Below are 17,529 nucleotides of genomic sequence, written 5' to 3'. Positions count from 1 at the left end.
TTCGCCTAGAGGCGATTCCGTTGCGGCTGCATCCGACGCACCTCGCGCTCGATACTGGCGGCGACCAGCGGCGCCTTGTCGGCGGCGATCGGCGGGGAAAACACGAAGCCCTGCACCAAATCGCAATCGAGCCCGCCGAGCACGTCCAATTCGGCGGACAATTCGGCGCCCTCCGCCACGACCGTCATGCCGAGCCCGTGCGACAGGGCGATGATGCCGCCGAGCAGCTTGCGCTTCTCCGGCGCGGTGGAAATGCCATCCACGAAGGCCCGGTCCACTTTCAGGCAGTCGAAAGGAAGGCGCGTCAGATAGCCGAGCGAGGAATAGCCCGAGCCAAAATCGTCCAGCGCCAGCCGCGCGCCTAAACCGGACAGCGCCGTCAGCGTGCGACTGATCCGTTGCTCGGTATGATCCACGAACAGGCTTTCGGTCAGCTCCAGGCAGAGCAGCTCCGCCGGAAAGCCGGTCTCTGCCAGGATGGCCGAGACCGCGGTCTCGAAATCCACGCTCCAGATCTGCGCCGGCGAGACATTGACCGAGATGGAGCGCGGCGGCAGCCCGGCGTCCAGCCAGGCGCGGCCCTGCCGGCAGGCCTCGCGCAGCACCCACAGGCCGAGGTCGACGATGAGGCCGGAGCTTTCGGCGATCGGGATGAACTCCGCCGGCGAGATCGGTCCGCGCTCGGGATGGGTCCAGCGCAGCAGCGCCTCGAAGCCGGTGACGCGGCCGGTCTTCAGGTCCACCTGCGGCTGGTAATGGGCCTCGAGGGCGCCGGCCTCCACCGCGTGGCGCAAATGGCGACCGAGATCGAGCCGTTCATCGACCGCCTGCGCATAGACCGGCTCGAACAGTTGCGCCCGGCCGCGCCCGGCCTCCTTGGCCATGTAGAGCGCGAGGTCCGCGTTGCGCACGGCGGTCTCCGCCGTCGCGCCGTGCTCCGGCAGGCGGGCGATGCCGATGGTGGCGCCGACCGAGGCCTCGCCCTCGGCGAGATCGACGGGGCCGGACAGTTTGCCGACGAGCCGATCGGCAAGCCCGGTCAGCGCGGCGTCGGACGTGTCGCATCCATCCGCCAGCACGGCGAATTCGTCGCCGCCGAGCCGGGCGATGAAGGCGCGCGGCCCCAAGTCCTGCCGCAACGCAGCCGCCACCTTGATCAGCAATTCGTCACCGGCGGCATGGCCGAGGGAATCATTGACCTCCTTGAAGCGATCGAGGTCGATGAGCAGCAGCGCACCAGTCCGGCCTCCCCGGGCGCAGCCTTCGGTCAGGGCGGCGAGCTGGCGCGTGAACAGCGCGCGATTGGCAAGGCCGGTCAACGGATCGCTGTAGGCGAGCTGCTCGAGCTGGCGCTCGGCTTCCTTGCGCTCGGTGACGTCCTGCACGGTGCCGATGATGCCGATGACCTTGTCGTGGGCAACCTCCGCCTTGCAGATCACAGCCAGATCGCGGGGCATACCGTCCGCGTGCAGGATGCGCAGGTCGGTGGCCTCGGTCCGGCGGGTGCGCAGCACCCGTTTCTGCACATCCCGGAAGCGGTCGGCGTCGCCGTCCAGGAAATAGGGCCTCATGTTCTCATCGGTCGGCTCGAACGTGTCGGGCAAGCCGAGGAGCTGGTAGAGTTCGGGCGCCCAGATCGTGCGGCCGCTGTCCAGCCGGTGGCTCCAGGTGCCGATCTTGCCGAGACGGTGGGCTTCCTCCAGCGCCCGCGTGCGCTGGTCGAGCAGCGCCTTGGCCGCCCTGAGCTGGGTGATGTCGCTGGAGGTGCCGCGATAGCCGAGAAAGCTGCCGTCATCGGCGAAGATCGGCTTGCCGCTGGTGCAGATACTGACGCGCGAGCCGTCCTTGCCGATCAGCGTATAGGTGAAGTCGCGAAAAGGGCGATGGGCCTCCATATCAGCCCGGTGCCGCGCCATCGCCTCCCCGTCCTCGGGCGCATAAGTCAGTTCCCAGCGCGCCTTCCTGCCAGCGGCCACCGTCTGGAACGCCGCATTGCCGGCAAGCGATTTGGGATAGGGCAGCAGCCGATGCTCGGCGTCGCTCTCCCAGCACCAGTCCGAGGCGGTGCTCACGAAATCGGCCAGCCGTTGCTCGCTCTCCGCCAGGCGCCGCAGCGCGGAGGTCTCCTCCGTGACGTCGCGGACGATGCCGGACACGCGCCGAACCTGGCCGTCCGCGTCGAATTCCGGCTCGCCATGCACCACGCAGTCGAGCAGGCTGCCATCGAAACTGCGGAGTCTCGCGCGCACCGCATAGGGCCGCCCCTCCGCCCAGCAGGCCGCGTAATGCGCCTCCAGGAGCTTCCGGCTTTCAGGCAAATAGCGCTCGCGCACCGTGGCGATGGGGATGTAGCCGTCGGCGGTGTCGAATTCGTAGAAGGCGGCGAGCTCGGGCGATATCCAGAGATCGGTCGCGGCGGCACTCTGCGACTCCCAGTAGCCCATGCGGGCCAACCGGATCGCACAGCGCAGCGATCGCTCCTCATGCCAGCGGCGACGCGCTTCCCGGGTCGGGGCCTGCCCTTGCGACAATTTGCGAGCGGCCATCGGTCCCCAACTCAACGCTAGCGTACGCAGCTAACAGGCTAGCATAGAGCGTCACAACCTTGGAGCGACGGCGGTGACGAGATGGGGCTCTTCCGCTTCTTTGGTGTAGTTTCGGTGAATTCTGCAACCGGCAGTCGGCGCCCGGCCCTAAAGCGCGACGTGATTGGGTTGAATCGTCATCGCGCTTTAACTCTTTGTTTGAGCATGATCTCCGCGCAAACGCGTCCCGCGTTTGTCGCGAGGGAAAACCGCTTCGCACTTTTCCGGATCATGCATTAGCGCAGCACCGGCATCTTAACGGATCCGCACCAGCTCCAGGTCGAAGTCGCCGGTGACGGCGGTCTCGATCTGGCAGCGCGAGAGTCCGATATCGCGCAACGCCCGGTCATCGAGCTGGCGCAGCGTCTTGATCGCCTCGCGGCGCACCCAATAGGTCGCGAGTGCATCGCCCCACACTCGGAGCAATCGGAGCAATCCGCCCAACATGTTGGACCGCGCGGGCGCTGCGGCGGCTGAGGATATCGCTGACATTGTCATCTCCTTCGCTGCCCATGGGCAAAGCTATGCCGTTGACACAGATGCTGTTTTAGCGCCTGCGCCGTCAGGACCTCGGATTGCTTGCGCGCTCCTCGGTGCAATCATGGGCTTGTTCCCTCTTAAATGATCCGGTACATTGCTCGGAGCAAGTAAAACATTGCTCTCGGTGCAATAATGTCGAGGTTCGAATATCTGAAGCTGGCGGATGCGGTGGCCGCCGAGATCGCCAGCGGCGCGCTGAAGGCGGGCGACCGGCTGCCGCCGCAGCGTCATTTCGCCTATGACCGCAACATCGCCGTCTCGACGGCGAGCCGGGTCTACACCGAACTGTTGCGGCGCGGGTTGGTAGTCGGTGAAGTCGGCCGCGGCACTTTCGTGTCCGGCGAGGCACGCCGCGGCATCACGGCCCCGACCGAGCCGCGCGGCGCCCGCATCGACCTCGAGTTCAACTATCCGCTGCTGCCGCACCAGGCGACGATGATCGCCAAGAGCCTCGAAGGACTGGAGCGGCCCGAGGTGCTCGAGGGCGCGCTGCGGCCGGCGACCAGCTTTGGCACGCGGGCGGCACGCACCATCTCCTCGGAATTTCTGGCGCGCAAAAGCTGGACGCCAAATCCCGACCAGATCGTGTTCACCGCCAATGGCCGGCAATGCATCGCCGCCGCGCTCGCCGCCGTGGTGCCGCCCGGCGGACGCTGCGGCGTCGAGGCGCTGACCTACCCGTTCGTCAAGGGCATCGCGGCGCGGCTCGGCATCTCGCTGGTGCCGCTCGCGATGGACGAGCACGGCGTGCGACCGGATGCGGTGCAGAAGGCGCATCGCGAGGCGCACCTGTCCGCGATCTACGTCCAGCCCACGATCCAGAACCCGCTCAGCATCACCATGCCGGCCGAGCGCCGCGCCGAGCTGTTGCGCGTGGTGGAGAAGCTCGGCCTCATCGTCATCGAGGACGGCGTCTACGGATTCCTCGACGATGAGGCGCCGCTCGCCGCGCTCGCGCCCGACAGCTGCATCGTGCTCGACAGCCTGTCGAAGAAGGTCGCGCCGGGCCTCGCGCTCGGCTTCATCGTGTCGCCGCCGCGGCTGCGCGAGAGCATCATGGCCGCGGTGCGCTCGGGCGGCTGGACCGCGTCGGGCTACGCCTTCGCCGCGGGGCAGCGGCTGATGGCCGACGGCACCGCCGCCGAATTGTCACGGCTGAAACGGATCGATGCCGGCCGCCGCCAGCTTCTGGCGGCCAAGCATCTGGCCGATTTCGAAATCCAGACCAATCCGAAGTCGTATCATCTCTGGCTGACCTTGCCGCCGCATTGGCGCTCGCAGACACTGGTCGCGGCCGCGGCGCGCCGCGACATCGCGCTGACGCCGTCGACGACCTTTGCCGCCACGCCGGGGCACGCGCCCAATGCGGTGCGGCTCGCACTGGCCGCACCGCCGATGGAGCAACTCGACCTCGGCCTGCGGACACTGGCGGGAATGCTGAGCGCGACCGAAGAGGATTTTGACTCGACGGAGTGACATCGCACGTTCACTCCGAAGCAGCGCCGCAGTCCAGAATTGGATAGGAGTGGCACTCGCAGCGGCCCATTTCCAGTGAGCGCCAGGGCATCAAAAGCCACAGGCCGCATACGTCTTTCTCACGAGACGAAAATGCGCGCCCTCGGCTACGAAGTCCACATCCATGCACTGGTTGCCTTTGCGATACTCCCCGATCACGCCGCACTGCAGATATTCGAGGTTTATCCGCCAGCGCTTTTCTTGCGGCGAGTAGGTCGCAAAGTCGTGCTGCGCGACCGGCGTTCCCTTGCAAATTCCGGCAACGTATCGCCGCACGTCGGGCGGCAGATTGTCGACGTGATTGTGATCAAGCGGATCATGTTTGTTGCCCACGCTGCCCTTGGAAAGAGCCGGCGGGATGCTCAGGAGCACAAGGCACAGAGCCAAAAATGGGGTCCGGATTGTCATCTGACGCTCCAGCCAAAAGCAAATCCGTCGCCGAGTTTACAGCGCGTTGCTTACAACCCGCTTACAGTCCGGCCGCGCGAACCGCTGCCTCACCGATTGCGAACCGCCTTCGGCAGCAGCGCATCGGGCAATTGATCGAAGCTGTAGCGCCGCGGCCGGTTGCGCGTGACGAAACCGCCGACCTGCCAGGTGAACAGCGCCGCAAAGCCGACCAGGAACAGCGCCCCCATCCAGTTCGAGGTCAGCAGCGCCGTCAGCAGCAATCCGATCATTGCCACCGCAAGGTAGGCCAGCAGCGCCAGCGCGGCGGTGTACGTCTTCGGTCCGAGGCCTCCGACCAGCCTGGCGTTGCTGCCCGCCGCCTGCATCCGGCGATGCAGCTCGACGATGAAGTCGCGGTAGAGATGGCCCTGCGGCGCCACCAGCGTCGCGGTCTGCCAGGTGGTCGAGAGGATCGCGATCCGCCCGCCCTTGGCGTTGTCGATGTCGGCGCGAAACCGCTGCTGCTGCATCGAGACCGGGCGATAGGACAATTTCACCGCGGAGATGTCGGCATAGTCCCACACGCCCGACCGGCCGGCGATCCGCCACGACAGCCCGTCCTCGGTCAGCTCGAACTGGTGCGCCGAGCCGATCAATGAGGCCTTGTAGGCATAGCGCAGCGGCGAGCCCTCGCCTGCCTCCGATCGATCCTGCAACGTTGTTGGCAAGCCGCCGTTCCACCCGTCCAAATCCATCCAAGCGCTTGCGCGGGACGTCACGGCTATCCTACAAGCGAGCCATGCCCGAGACGACCTATTTTCCGCGCTACCTCATCCTCGGCGGCGCGATGATATCCGGCGTGCTGCTGGCGCTTGCCGTACACATGCTCGGCGCGCGTTATGGGCTCGATCTCGGCGGCCTGTGGCGCTCCGACAGCCACGAGTTCATGCCGGCGGGCGCCGCGATTGCGTGGTGGCTGATCGCGACCGTCGGATTTTCGGGCGGCTACTTCACCGCCAATCTGATGCACAGCGCGGTGGCCGGCCAGATCCCGCAGCGGATGCGTAACTTCCTGATCGTCGTCGGCGTGCTTATGCTGGCCGGCGCCGGCCAGGCCGCGTCGGCGCCAAGCACGGTCTCGACCATTTCCGCCGTGCTCGCCGGCCTTGCCGCCCTGTGCCTCGGCGCGGTGATGGCGTTCTGCGGCGCCTATTTTGCCCTGCGCAAGAGCTAGAGCGTTTTCGAGCGAAGTGGACGCGGTTCGCGTGAAGAAAACGCGTCCAAACCAGAATCCAGCTCCCCGGCCTTCCAACTCAGGCGACCGATCGTTCCGGCACCCTGCGCAACATCTTGGCGACGTCGGCTGCCGGTCGCGGCGGGCTGAACAGATAGCCCTGCGCTTGCGTGCAGCCCTCCCGACGCAGCAGGTCGAACTGGGTATCGGTCTCGACCCCTTCGGCTGTCGTGACGATGCCGAGGCTCTTGCCGAGGCCGGTGACCGCGCGCACGATCGCCATCGAGTCCTCGCGTGTCGCAAGGTCGGTGACGAAGGACCGGTCGATCTTGATCTTGTCGAACGGGAAGCTGCGCAGATAGCTCAGCGAGGAATAGCCGGTGCCGAAATCGTCCAGCGAGATGCGGACGCCGAAGCCGCGCAGCTCATGCAGCACCGCGAGCGTCGCCTCGCTGTTCTGCAGCAGCACCGATTCGGTGATCTCGAGCTCAAGCCGATCCGCCGACAGGCCCGATGCTTGCAGCGCCGCCTTCACCGACGACACCAGGTTCGGGTTCTTGAACTGCACCGGCGAGAGGTTGACGGCAACCGCGACGGCCTCGGGCCAGCCCGCGGCATCCGCGCAGGCCTTGCGCAACACGATCTCGCCAAGCGGAACGATCAGCCCGGTTTCCTCGGCGACAGGAATGAAATTGTTCGGCGCGATCAGGCCACGCAGCGAATGGTTCCAGCGCGCCAGCGCCTCGAAGGCGACGATCCGATCGCCCGCGACATCGCGGATCGGCTGGTAGTAGACCTCGAACTCGTCATGCTCGAGCGCAAGCCGCAGGTCGCGCTCCAGCAGGCGGCGCGCCTGCGCACGCGCATCCATCCCGGTCTCGAAGAAGCGATAGGTGCCGCGGCCGTCGGCCTTGGCGCGGTACAGCGCGAGATCGGCCTTTTGCAGCAATTCGTCGGGATCCTTGCCGTCCTCGGGCGCGAGCGAGATGCCGATGCTGACGCCGATCACGAGCTGATGGCCGCCGATCTCGTAGGGCGCGGCGATCCGCTCGACCACGAGACTTGCCAGCGACGACACGACGGACGGCTCGCAATTGCTGCAGAACTGCACGATGGCGAATTCGTCGCCGCCAAGCCGCGCCACGGTGTCGTGCTCGGTGACGCATTCGCCCAGCCGGCGCGCCACTTCGCGGAGCAGCGCGTCGCCGATCGGATGTCCGAGCGTGTCGTTGATTTCCTTGAAATGATCGAGATCGAGACAGAGCACGGCCAGTTGGTCGGAGCGCTTGGCCAGTCTCGAGGCCTTCTCGAGCTGCTCGCGGAACAGCGTCCGGTTCGGCAAATTGGTCAGCGCGTCATGCCGCGCCATGTGTGAAATCTGTTCCTGGGCCTGCTGCCATTCGGTGATGTCCTCGAAGGTCGCAACCCAGCCGCCGCCCTTCATCGGCTGGTCGACGACACGGATCGCGCGCTCGTTGCGGCTGACGATCCGCGTCGCGCTGTGGCCGGCCTTTGCCTCGGCGACGAGAGCATTGCAGAACTCCTCGGGATCGCCGTCCCACTCGCCGATGGAATGGAGGTCCTGCAGGACATCGATCAGCAGGCGTCCCTGCAGCGGTATGCGACTGCGCCCCATCATCTCGCTGTAGCGCTCGTTGAACAGCATGATGCGGCCGTCGGCATCGAACATGCACAGCCCCTGCGACATGTTCTCGAGCGCGGTATCGAGCACCACCTTCTGCTTGTGAAGTTCGGTCTTGGCGCGACGGTCGAGGATCGAGGCGATCAGCGAGAGGCCGAGGATCGCGAAGGCCGCAACGGCGGTCATGAACGAGAGCACGCGCGGCGAGACCGTAAGTCCGCCGGAAACGATGGTCGGATCCGGGACGAGCGTCACCGCGCCCATCGCGGTGAAATGATGCGAGACGATCGCGACGGTCAGAAGACCGGTCGCGGCGGCGGTGGTGCCGAAACGTTCGCCACGGGTGGCAACGACGAGCGCGAGCGCGCCGAACAGGCTTCCGAACGCGATCGACGAGGCGACGATGCCGGGCGACCAGACGATGCGCGCGGGCAGCTCCAGCCCGAGCATGCCGGTGTAATGCATCGCCGCGACACCGGCGCCGACGATCGCGCCACCGGCCGCAACCGTCTGCCAGCGTCCATCGAGCGTGGCGACGGCCAATCCGACCGCCAGGATCGCAACCGCGAGCACCAGCGACAGCAGCGTGATGGGAATGTTGTACCCGGCCTCGATGCCGGGATCGTACGCCAGCATGGCAACGAAATGGGTGGCCCAGATACCGCAACCGCCGACCGCCGCATCGAGGCCGATCCAGATCTCGCGGGCCCGCCCCTGCGCAGCGCGGGCACGGTGAAACAGGCTGATCGCGACGGCGCTGGCGAGCAGGCAGATCACCCCGCCGAGGACGACCAACCGCCAGTCATGTTCCAAAGTGAGACAGGTCAGAACGCGATACATATAGGCCCCCTTTATGGACCTATAAGAACAGACGCATTCGTGTAGGAACGGTAACCGCACCGCAGCAAGGTTCCACGCATGGTGAAGAAGCCTTGAATGCAGGCGATCGGGTCAGGGCAACGCGGAGATGCCTCGCTGCGGTTCGTCTCAGCGCCGAGCCTCTGACCATGCGCCGATCCAGATCAGCGCAGCGGCCGCCAGCAACACGCCGGCGGAGATGACGAGGGCCGCATGCAGGCCGGTGATGAAGGCCGCGGACCGGCTGACCATCGAGCCGAACAGCGCGACACCGAGCACGCTGCCGGTCTGCCGGGTCGCGTTCAACACCCCGGCCGCGATGCCGGCATGCTGCGGCCCGGCACTGCCGAGCAGCGCCGATGTCAGGGGCGGCACCAGCAGGCCGAGGCCGCCGCTCATGGCCAGCAATTGCAGGCAGATCGCGAGGTAGCTGGTGCCGGGGCCGATGAACAGCATCGCAAGACATCCGGTGGCGGAGAGAGCGGCGCCGAGCGCGATTGTCGCCGGCGCGCCGATCCGCTCCGCGACATGCGGTGCGATCAGGTTGGCGGGCAGCACGGCGCCGAGCATCGGCACGAACGCGAGGCCAGTGGCGAACGCCGACAGCCCGTTGACCTGCTGGAAGTAGAGGCTGAGCACGAAGATCAGGCCGTAGAACGCGACATTGACCAGGAGGCCGACCAGCGAGGTCAGGGCAAACATCCGGTGGCGGAACAGCGAGAGCGGCAGCATCGGCTGCGGCGCGCGCGCCTCACGCCAGACGAACAGCACGGAGAAGACGGCGGCGAGAGCGAAGCCCGCGATCACGAACGGGTTGCCCCAGCCGAGCGCGCCGCCTTCGATCAGCGCGCCGGCCAACGTGCCGAGCGCGGCGATCGCCGCGACCTGCCCCGGCAGATCGAGCCGGTGTTGCTGATGACGCGTGGTTTCGCTGGCAAAGCGCCAGGCGAGCCACAAGCCGGCGAGGCCGATCGGCAGGTTGACCAGAAAGATCGCGCGCCAGCCGACCAGCGCGATCAGTCCGCCGCCGACGAACGGGCCGGCGGTCAGCGCAAGGCTCGCGCCCGCGGCCCAGACACCGACCGCCCGTCCCCGCGCCTTCTCGTCTTCATAGGCATGGCGGAGCAGCGCCAGCGAGTTCGGCACCAGGATGGCCGCGGCCAGCCCCTGCACGCAGCGCGCGGCGATCAGCGTCGCCGCATCAGGCGCGACCGCGCAGGCAACCGATGCCGCGGTGAGGATCGCAAACCCGGCCATGAAGATGCGCTTGGCGCCGATCCGGTCGCCGAGCGCGCCCGCGGTCAGGATGAAGGCCGCAAAGGCAATCGTGTAGGCGCTGACCACCCATTGCAGTTCGGCAACGCCGCCGCCGAGCGAGGCGCCGATCGCGTTGAGCGCCGTGTTGACGATGGTGACGTCGAGCTGCACGACGCCATAGCCGAGACTCATCGCGGCGAGCGTCAACGTCGCCGCGAGCCCGCTCGTTTGCTGATGCAACGTTGCGCGGCGGTCCGGCATGTGCCGGACGTTCAGGGATGTCTGTTGCATGGTCTTGTCCTTGCTCTCGGCAACCAATGCGAGAGATAGGCCTTCGTTTCGCCGCAACACTTCGCCACGGATCGAAGTGTGAAATCTCGTACCCGGCCGATCTGTCCGACGGCGGCCCGCTTGCGCGGCGTTTTGCCTCAATAGACCTACGGACCGCCCTCGCGCGGCTCACCGGCCCGAGCGCAGGGCGCATCATGCGCATGCGCGCGTCGACTTCACACTTTGGTAAACGTCACAGCCGGCTCAGCCGTCCCCATGCTGACGCATATCGTCCATTCGCCTCGCGCCAGCTAACCCGCATCGACGCCGGGACGGCCGCAAAATCGGCAAAAAAGCCGGCGAAACCGCCTGAAACGGCGGTACATGCAGTGGCCCCATCGCGGTCCTGCGACTCACATTCCGCAGAGCGAGAACATATGTAGCCAATATGACAATGACGCTGGACGAGGGCCGAAGGTTGGCTTGTCAAGGGCTGCACAACGCATCGGTTTTGCCTTATGGGTCATCGCGTACGGTGCGTTTGCCCGTCACCCGTCGCCGTCCGTGATCGGGTCCCACTGAAATTTGCCGCCCCGCCGGGAGGATGAATGCTTCGGCTGCTGACCACGCTCGGGCGTGGTTTCAAGGAAAAGATCGGCTGGAAACGGCTCGGGATCGCCGCGAGTGTGTTGATCATCGCGTTCGCGATCACGTCGCTTGTTCACACTCTGAAGGGCGTCGATACCGGCATCATTCTCACCGCGCTCACCAACATCGCGCCGCACCGGATCGCGCTGGCGGCGCTCTGCGTGGTCGGGGCGTTCTGCACGCTGACCTTCTACGACTTCTTCGCGCTGCGCACGATCGGCAAGATCCATGTCCCCTACCGCATCGCAGCGCTGTCGAGCTTCACGAGCTACACGATCGGCCACAATATCGGCGCCACGGTTTTCACCGGCGGCGCGATCCGCTTCCGGATCTATTCCGATTATGGCCTCTCCGCGATCGACGTCGCCAAGATCTGCTTTCTGTCGGGCCTGACCTTCTGGCTCGGCAATTTGTTCGTGCTCGGCTTCGGCATGGCCTGGCACCCGGCGGCGGCGTCGGCGATGGACCTGCTGCCGCCGGCGATGAACCGGCTGATCGCGCTCGGCTGTCTTGCCGGCATCGGCGCCTATTTCGTCTGGCTCCTGACCGGCGAGAAGCGCCGCGAGCTCGGCCAGAACGGCTGGAAGGTGGTGCTGCCCTCGGCCAAGCTGACGCTGTTGCAGATCCTGATCGGAGTGGTCGATCTCGGTTTCTGCGCGCTCGCAATGTACCTGCTGATGCCGACCGAGCCGCATATCGACTTCGTCTCGCTGGCGGTCGTGTTCATCCTGGCGACGCTGCTCGGCTTCGCCAGCCACGCCCCCGGCTCGATCGGCGTGTTCGACGCCGCGATGCTGGTGGCGCTGCCGGAGTTCAGCAAGGAACAATTGCTGGCGACGCTGGTCGTGTTCCGCATCCTCTACTTCCTGATCCCGTTCGGGATTTCGATCTCGATCATGGGCATGCGCGAGCTCTGGCTCAACGTGGTGCAGCCCTGGCAAGAGCGGAAACGACTAAGCCAAGCCTGCACGGCTTCGGCGACCGTGCGGCAACCGATCGAAAGCCGGCAGCAGCGGGTCAGGCAGCTGAAACGGTAACGGACAACGTTATCGGCCCCCTGTGCGGGCCCCTCGACCCCGGATTTTCGATCCTCGCGGCCGCTTCTCTTATTTTCGCCGTACCGCTCGCGTCAAACCGCGCCATGATTGGCTTTTTGGTTCGATTTTCGTTACGGGTGACGGTCTGCAGCGTGCTGCTCGGCAGCGCGCTGGCCGCGGTCTTCGCATCGGCCGCGGAGGCGCAGGACAACCAGCTGCAGATTTCCTGGGAGGTCCGCAACCGCTTCCGCCTGTTCCGAGAGGAACGCGACTTCCGCCTGCATGTCGAAAGCGGGCTTGGCCGCAGCGTGCTGGCCTCGGAACAGACGCTGGAACTGCAAAGCGACGGCCGCGGCTGGGCGCGCAACACCGTGAACCGGCTCTGCATCGACCTGCAGGGCCGCGTCAGCGAGCCCTGCACGCGCGACAACGTCAAGGAAAGCTATCTGACGCCGATCGATCATCCGATCGTCGTACGGCTCACCGGGCCGGTTCCGGTCGGCGCGACCTGCGCCTGGTCGTTCGACGACGGCGATGGGCCGCAATCCTCGACATTCGATTGCGCCGAGCCGATCAACCTGCGCGTCCGCTACGGCCGCACCACGGTCGCGACCGTCGACGTCGCAAGCGGCTCGGACGCCAACCAGCGCGTAACGACGCCGATCGAGGTGCGCGACTTGCTGATCGCGGGCCTCGGCGACAGCATCGCATCCGGCGAGGGCAATCCCGACCGCGCGATTGCGCTCTCCGACGAGGGGTTCTGCTTCCGCTCCTATCTCGGCGGAGCGCAATATTACCGGCCGAGCCGCGCCGGCTACAAAGGCGGCCGCGCCTGCGAAGCACCGGATACCCTGACCAACTGGCAGCGCCAGAGCGCGCTGTGGCTCAACTCGGCGTGTCACCGGTCGCTGTACAGCTACCAGACCCGCACGGCGCTCGCGCTCGCCGTGCAATATCCGCACATCGCGGTGACCTATCTGCCGCTGGCCTGCACCGGGGCCACCATCGCCGACGGCCTGCTCGGCTCGCAGCAGGCGCGGGAATGCCTGCCGACGAAGACAGCCAACACCTGCTCGGGCACCGTCAACGGCCAGATCGCGGAGCTGCGCACGGCACTCGCCGCCGCCAAGCGCCGTCAGCCCGACCGCACCCTCGACCTCGTGCTGCTGTCGATCGGCGCCAACGACATCTACTTCTCCGGCCTCGTCGCCAACGTGATCGTCGACACGCCGACCGAGCGCACGCTGTTCAGCCGCGGCGGCTCGATGGCCAGCGTCGACGATGCCCGTTCGGCGCTGGCGCGCGACCTGCCGGCCGATTTTGCCAAGCTGCGCGACGCGCTGAAGCCGCTGGTCGGAGGCGATCTCTCGCACGTGATCTACACGGCCTATGCCAATCCGGCGCTGGCCAATGGCGGCGCGCCCTGCCCCGGCGGCCGCGCCGGCTTCGAGATCCATCCCTCGTTCAACGCAGATCCCAACCGCCTCGCGTCGGTCTCGAGCTTCGTGCAGAACGAGTTCCTGCCGCAGCTCAAGGCGATCGCGCAGTGCCAGTCCGGCATCATCTGCCGCAATCCGCAGGCCGATCGCATGACCTTCGTCGATGCGCATCAGGACGCGTTTGCGAGCCATGGCTTCTGCGCACGCGCCTCGACCGATCCGGAATTCGACCGCGACTGCTTCGCCGCCAACGGCGACAGCTTCGTCTCGGACATCGTCGCCGCGGCCAACCAGCCGCTGAAATGCGGCCGCAGCGCCGGCGAATACCGCGCCTATCTGCCGCGCGCGCGCTGGATCCGCGACGCCAATGACAGCTACTTCACGGCGATGACCTACCCGCAGGGCCTGCCGTCCTCGATGCAGCCAAGCGACATCCACGACGCGACATGGGGCATCCTGTCGGCGGTGTATGGCGGCGCGGTGCATCCGAGCGCCGAAGGCCATGCCGCGATGGCCGATGCCGCGGTCCCCGCGGCCGCCACCGTGCTGCAGCTGAACACCGCGGTGCCCGAGGTGATTACCGAGCCGGTCGCGCCACTGCCGATGCCGATTGCACCGACGGGACAGCGCTGAACGCTCACGTTGCCACGCAAGAGCGGAGCGTGAGCGTGCGCAGATCGGAGCGTTAGAGAGAAGTGCTAAAGCATGATCCGGAAAAGTGCGAAGCGGTTTTCCGAAAAGATCATGCTCAAACAAAGAACTAAAGCGCGATGACGATTCAACCTAATCTCATCGCGCCTTAGTGCCGCTTCGTCGCGGGCACCGGCGCCGCCGGCTTCGCCACCGCGGCTTGCGCCGGCAGATATTTGGCGACGATCGCGGGATCGAGCTGGGCCACCGCGGTGTCAGGCAGCCGGGTCCAGACCTCATCCTTGCCGAACAGCGAGATGCCGAGAAAGCCGCGCATCGTCAGCGTCTGACCATCGGCGCTCAACGTCATCTTGGCCTTGTAGACCTTGCCGTTGCGCGGATCGAGCACGTTGCCGCCTTCATAGGCGAGCCCGTTGCGCTTCATGTCGCGGATGAGGGGAATGCCGAGCCACGGCATGTCCTTGCGATCGTCGGTGCATTTCGAGCAGACCGGATTGGGCGGATCGCCGGGCGATGAGAACATCTTTGCGATCATGCCTTCGAACAGGCCATTGCGCTCGATCACCAGGAACCAGCCCTCGGGCTTGCCGTCTTCGATCTTTTGCCACAGGCCGGCAGCCGACGGATCGGCCGCCGAGGCCGCAAGCGGAGCAGCTAGCGCAAAGGCCGTGGCGATCGCGAAGATCAGCCGAAGTCTGGATAGCGTGTTCCGCATCATCATCACCTGATCAATCGACCAACTCGACTACAAGCAGACTACGGCCATTTCACGGAGTGTTCCAGTACTCGCGCCGCGCAGGAAATGGCCCATGCCCCTGGCACTGGTCTCCGCTCGAGTGAAATCAGTTCACCCCGAGCTTCTTCTGCAGACTCGATGACGAGGTTGTGTACTGGAACACCAGCCGCTTGTCCGGATACACGTAGCGGTGCGCCTTCTGCGCCATCAGCGCACCCTCGTGGAAGCCGGAGAGAATGAGCTTGAGCTTGCCCGGATAGGTGTTGATGTCGCCGATCGCGAAGATGCCTGACACGTTGGTCTCGAACGCCGCGGTGTCGACTGGCACCAGATTGTTCTCCAGCGCCACGCCCCAGTTCGCGACCGGGCCGAGCTTCATGGTGAGTCCGAAGAACGGCAGCATCGTATCGCAGGCGATCGTCGAGACCGCATTGTCGTTGCCCTTGAGCGCCGCGCCCGAGAGCTGGCCGTTGGCGCCTTCGAGCCCCGTGACCTGGCCGATCTTCAGATCCATCCTGCCGTCGGCAACGAGCGCACGCATCTGCTCGACGCTGTGCGGCGCCGCGCGGAAATCGTCGCGCCGGTGCAGCAGCGTGATGCGCTTGGCGATCGGATGCAGATTGAGCGTCCAGTCGAGCGCGGAGTCGCCGCCGCCGACGATCAGGATGTTCTTGTCTCGGAATTGCTCCATCTTGCGCACGGCATAAAACACCGACGTGCCTTCATAGGCCTCGATGCCCGGCACCGGCGGGCGCTTCGGCTGGAACGAGCCGCCGCCGGCCGAGATCACGACGACCTTGCACTCGAACTCCTTGCCGGCATCGGTCTTCACCCGGAACAGGGGATCGCCGATCTTCTCGATGCTCTCCACCATCTCGTTGAGATGGAAGGTCGGGCCGAACGGCTTGATCTGCTCCAGCAGCTGTTCGGTGAGGCCCTGACCGGTGACGAAGGGAATTCCGGGAATGTCGTAGATCGGCTTCTCGGGATAGAGCTCGGCACACTGCCCGCCGATCTTGTCGAGGATGTCGACCAAATGCACCTTCATGTCGAGCAGGCCCAGTTCGAACACGGCGAACAGTCCGCAGGGGCCCGCGCCAATAATCAGCACATCGGTCTTGATCGCTTCGCTCATGTCCGCTTCTTTTCAGTTGAAATCGACTGGACGGCTTTTTCGCCTGTCCAGCCAAGTGGGCCGGATCGCGACATGCATAATAGGGACAGCGGCTGGCGCGGCAACCCCTTGCCGAGCCTGCGCAACTCGGCTGTATGGGCGGGAAACCGACGGAGATCCCCCTCGTGAATGCCCCTGTCCGTGCTGACGATGCGCCGCGCCTGGAAGACTTTCCCTATCGCCTGTCCGACAATGTGCGCTTTGCCGATCTTGACCCCAACGGGCACGTCAACAACGCCGTCTATGCGAGCTATTTTGAAACCGGCCGCGTCACGCTGGTGAAGGATCGCAGCATGGGGCTGATGCCGGCGGGGCTCGGCTGGATCATGGTGCGCCTCGACATCCATTTCCGTGCCGAGTTGCACTGGCCGGGTCAGATCGAGCTCGGGCTCGGTCTCGTCAAGTTTGGACGCACGTCGACCACCTTCGACCAGGTGGTGTTTTCGGAAGGCAGATGCGTGGCGTCGGCGAAGGCGGTCACGGTGATGATCGATGAGGCCACGCGCAGGCCGGCGCCGCTGCCGGCGGAGGTCAAGCAGAACTTCCGCCGCTGGGTCCGTCGCGGAGTGAATCCGGACGGCGAATAAGGGATCCTAGGCCTGCCGCTCCGGCGTCGACACGACCAGTCCGTCGAGATCGTCGGTCACCTTGATCTGGCAGGACAGCCGCGAATTCGGACGCACGTCGAAGCCGAAATCCAGCATGTCCTCTTCCATCGGTGACGGCGCGCCGACCTTCTCGCGCCAGGCTTCATCGACATAGACATGGCAGGTCGCACAGGCGCAGGCGCCGCCGCATTCGGCTTCAATGCCGGGAATGGCGTTGCGGATCGCGCCTTCCATCACCGTCGCGCCGTTCTCGATGTCAACTGTGCGTTTCTCGCCGGAATGGTCGATAAAGTGGATTTTGGCCATGATTGCTCGTGCTGCCGGAATGCGCCGGACGATGGATGGAAAGGTCCCGGGCAGTCGTATAACGGGTCGGTCCGCACAGCGCTAGCGCGGAGACCGAAAACCTGCCCGCCGGTTGGGATGCCGCCCAAGCTGTGGCGGCGGACCGCCGAGACGCCGGACGCCTAGGAGCGGCCCAGGATCAGCTCGATCGCCGTGCGCGCCTCGGCAATCGCGGCGCCGAGCGCGGCAAGCGGCTGGGCCGCATCGGAACCGCCGCTCAGCGCGGTCTCCAGCTGGGCAGCAGCCTCGGCGACGCCGAAGGCGCCGATCGCCCGCGCCGATCCTTTCAGGGTATGGGCATGGGTCGCCGCCTCGGGCGGCAAGGCGGCCAGTTCACCGAGGATCCGGGCCGACTGGGTCGAGAACATGGCCAGCACTTCCCGCTCGAGGCCCGGATCACCCAGCGTCATGCGCTGAAGATGATCGACGTCGATCGGCCCGGCGCCGGGCGCCAGCGGCGGCGATTGCGTCCATTCGACCCGTTCGAGGTGAAGCGGCATGGCCTGTCCCTGTCGTCTCCGCCGGGCCCTCGCCGGCGGATCGTTGGCCCAGCCAATCACGAAACTGGTTAACGGATTGTTGTTGGGATGATCGGCAAAA

15 protein-coding genes are annotated in these 17,529 nt (G+C 65.9%); 5 read left to right on the top strand and 10 right to left on the bottom strand.

The features are described 5' to 3' along the window. Positions 1–5 precede the first annotated feature (5 nt). Positions 6–2,531 carry a bifunctional diguanylate cyclase/phosphodiesterase gene (locus tag J2R78_RS29985; RefSeq protein WP_253636028.1) on the bottom strand — a complete coding sequence of 842 codons (2,526 nt, stop codon included), beginning with the start codon at positions 2,529–2,531 and terminating at the stop codon, positions 6–8. Between the two features lie 309 nt (positions 2,532–2,840). Next, positions 2,841–3,077, bottom strand: coding sequence for a DUF1127 domain-containing protein (locus J2R78_RS29980; RefSeq protein WP_253607849.1), 237 nt, complete (start codon positions 3,075–3,077; stop codon positions 2,841–2,843). A 180-nt stretch (positions 3,078–3,257) separates the two neighbouring features. On the opposite strand from J2R78_RS29980, the gene J2R78_RS29975 reads away from it, so the two are divergent. Beyond that, entirely contained in the window at positions 3,258–4,601 is a 1,344-nt protein-coding gene (locus J2R78_RS29975) for a PLP-dependent aminotransferase family protein (protein ID WP_229159674.1), read from the top strand. A gap of 90 nt (positions 4,602–4,691) precedes the next feature. On the opposite strand, the gene J2R78_RS29970 is transcribed toward J2R78_RS29975, so the two are convergent. Beyond that, positions 4,692–5,048, bottom strand: coding sequence for a hypothetical protein (locus tag J2R78_RS29970; RefSeq protein WP_156436156.1), 357 nt, complete (start codon positions 5,046–5,048; stop codon positions 4,692–4,694). Between the two features lie 89 nt (positions 5,049–5,137). After that, positions 5,138–5,785 carry a hypothetical protein gene (locus J2R78_RS29965; RefSeq protein WP_375167073.1) on the bottom strand — a complete coding sequence of 216 codons (648 nt, stop codon included), beginning with the start codon at positions 5,783–5,785 and terminating at the stop codon, positions 5,138–5,140. A gap of 44 nt (positions 5,786–5,829) precedes the next feature. Between J2R78_RS29965 and J2R78_RS29960 the strand changes: the two genes are divergently transcribed. Further along, positions 5,830–6,264, top strand: a complete 435-nt coding sequence (locus tag J2R78_RS29960; protein WP_016840859.1) for a hypothetical protein — start codon at positions 5,830–5,832, stop codon at positions 6,262–6,264. 79 nt (positions 6,265–6,343) lie between these two features. Here the strand turns inward: J2R78_RS29960 and J2R78_RS29955 are convergent, their stop codons facing one another. Continuing rightward, positions 6,344–8,746: an EAL domain-containing protein gene (locus tag J2R78_RS29955; protein WP_076825716.1), complete on the bottom strand. Its 2,403-nt coding sequence runs from the start codon at positions 8,744–8,746 to the stop codon at positions 6,344–6,346. A 147-nt stretch (positions 8,747–8,893) separates the two neighbouring features. Beyond that, positions 8,894–10,282, bottom strand: coding sequence for an MFS transporter (locus tag J2R78_RS29950; protein ID WP_253609952.1), 1,389 nt, complete (start codon positions 10,280–10,282; stop codon positions 8,894–8,896). Positions 10,283–10,899: 617 nt separating this feature from the next. Between J2R78_RS29950 and J2R78_RS29945 the strand changes: the two genes are divergently transcribed. Together J2R78_RS29945 and J2R78_RS29940 are read left to right on the top strand one after the other, a co-directional pair. Then, positions 10,900–11,976: a YbhN family protein gene (locus tag J2R78_RS29945; RefSeq protein ID WP_028337716.1), complete on the top strand. Its 1,077-nt coding sequence runs from the start codon at positions 10,900–10,902 to the stop codon at positions 11,974–11,976. Positions 11,977–12,080: 104 nt separating this feature from the next. Next, complete coding sequence (locus J2R78_RS29940; protein ID WP_375167072.1) at positions 12,081–14,048, top strand: hypothetical protein; 1,968 nt, start codon at positions 12,081–12,083, stop codon at positions 14,046–14,048. 166 nt (positions 14,049–14,214) lie between these two features. On the opposite strand, the gene J2R78_RS29935 is transcribed toward J2R78_RS29940, so the two are convergent. After that, the gene (locus J2R78_RS29935; RefSeq protein ID WP_375167071.1) at positions 14,215–14,781 is read right to left on the bottom strand and encodes a DUF2147 domain-containing protein; all 567 of its coding nucleotides are present in this window, start codon (positions 14,779–14,781) and stop codon (positions 14,215–14,217) included. 127 nt (positions 14,782–14,908) lie between these two features. Then, positions 14,909–15,937 (bottom strand): NAD(P)/FAD-dependent oxidoreductase, encoded by a 1,029-nt coding sequence (locus tag J2R78_RS29930; RefSeq protein ID WP_168855018.1) that lies wholly within the window; start codon positions 15,935–15,937, stop codon positions 14,909–14,911. Between the two features lie 164 nt (positions 15,938–16,101). On the opposite strand from J2R78_RS29930, the gene J2R78_RS29925 reads away from it, so the two are divergent. Beyond that, the gene (locus tag J2R78_RS29925) at positions 16,102–16,563 is read left to right on the top strand and encodes a thioesterase family protein (RefSeq protein WP_092085034.1); all 462 of its coding nucleotides are present in this window, start codon (positions 16,102–16,104) and stop codon (positions 16,561–16,563) included. Between the two features lie 6 nt (positions 16,564–16,569). Here the strand turns inward: J2R78_RS29925 and J2R78_RS29920 are convergent, their stop codons facing one another. Together J2R78_RS29920 and J2R78_RS29915 are read right to left on the bottom strand one after the other, a co-directional pair. Beyond that, positions 16,570–16,890, bottom strand: coding sequence for a 2Fe-2S iron-sulfur cluster-binding protein (locus J2R78_RS29920; RefSeq protein ID WP_016841525.1), 321 nt, complete (start codon positions 16,888–16,890; stop codon positions 16,570–16,572). 161 nt (positions 16,891–17,051) lie between these two features. Then, complete coding sequence (locus J2R78_RS29915) at positions 17,052–17,429, bottom strand: Hpt domain-containing protein (protein ID WP_076825720.1); 378 nt, start codon at positions 17,427–17,429, stop codon at positions 17,052–17,054. Positions 17,430–17,529 lie beyond the last annotated feature (100 nt).

This window comes from Bradyrhizobium sp. USDA 4538, from assembly GCF_024171045.1.
GTDB classification, from domain to species: Bacteria; Pseudomonadota; Alphaproteobacteria; order Rhizobiales; family Xanthobacteraceae; genus Bradyrhizobium; species Bradyrhizobium australafricanum.
The sequence above is the reverse complement of the archived record's forward strand: the minus strand, read 5'-3'. Positions and strand labels throughout refer to the sequence as shown.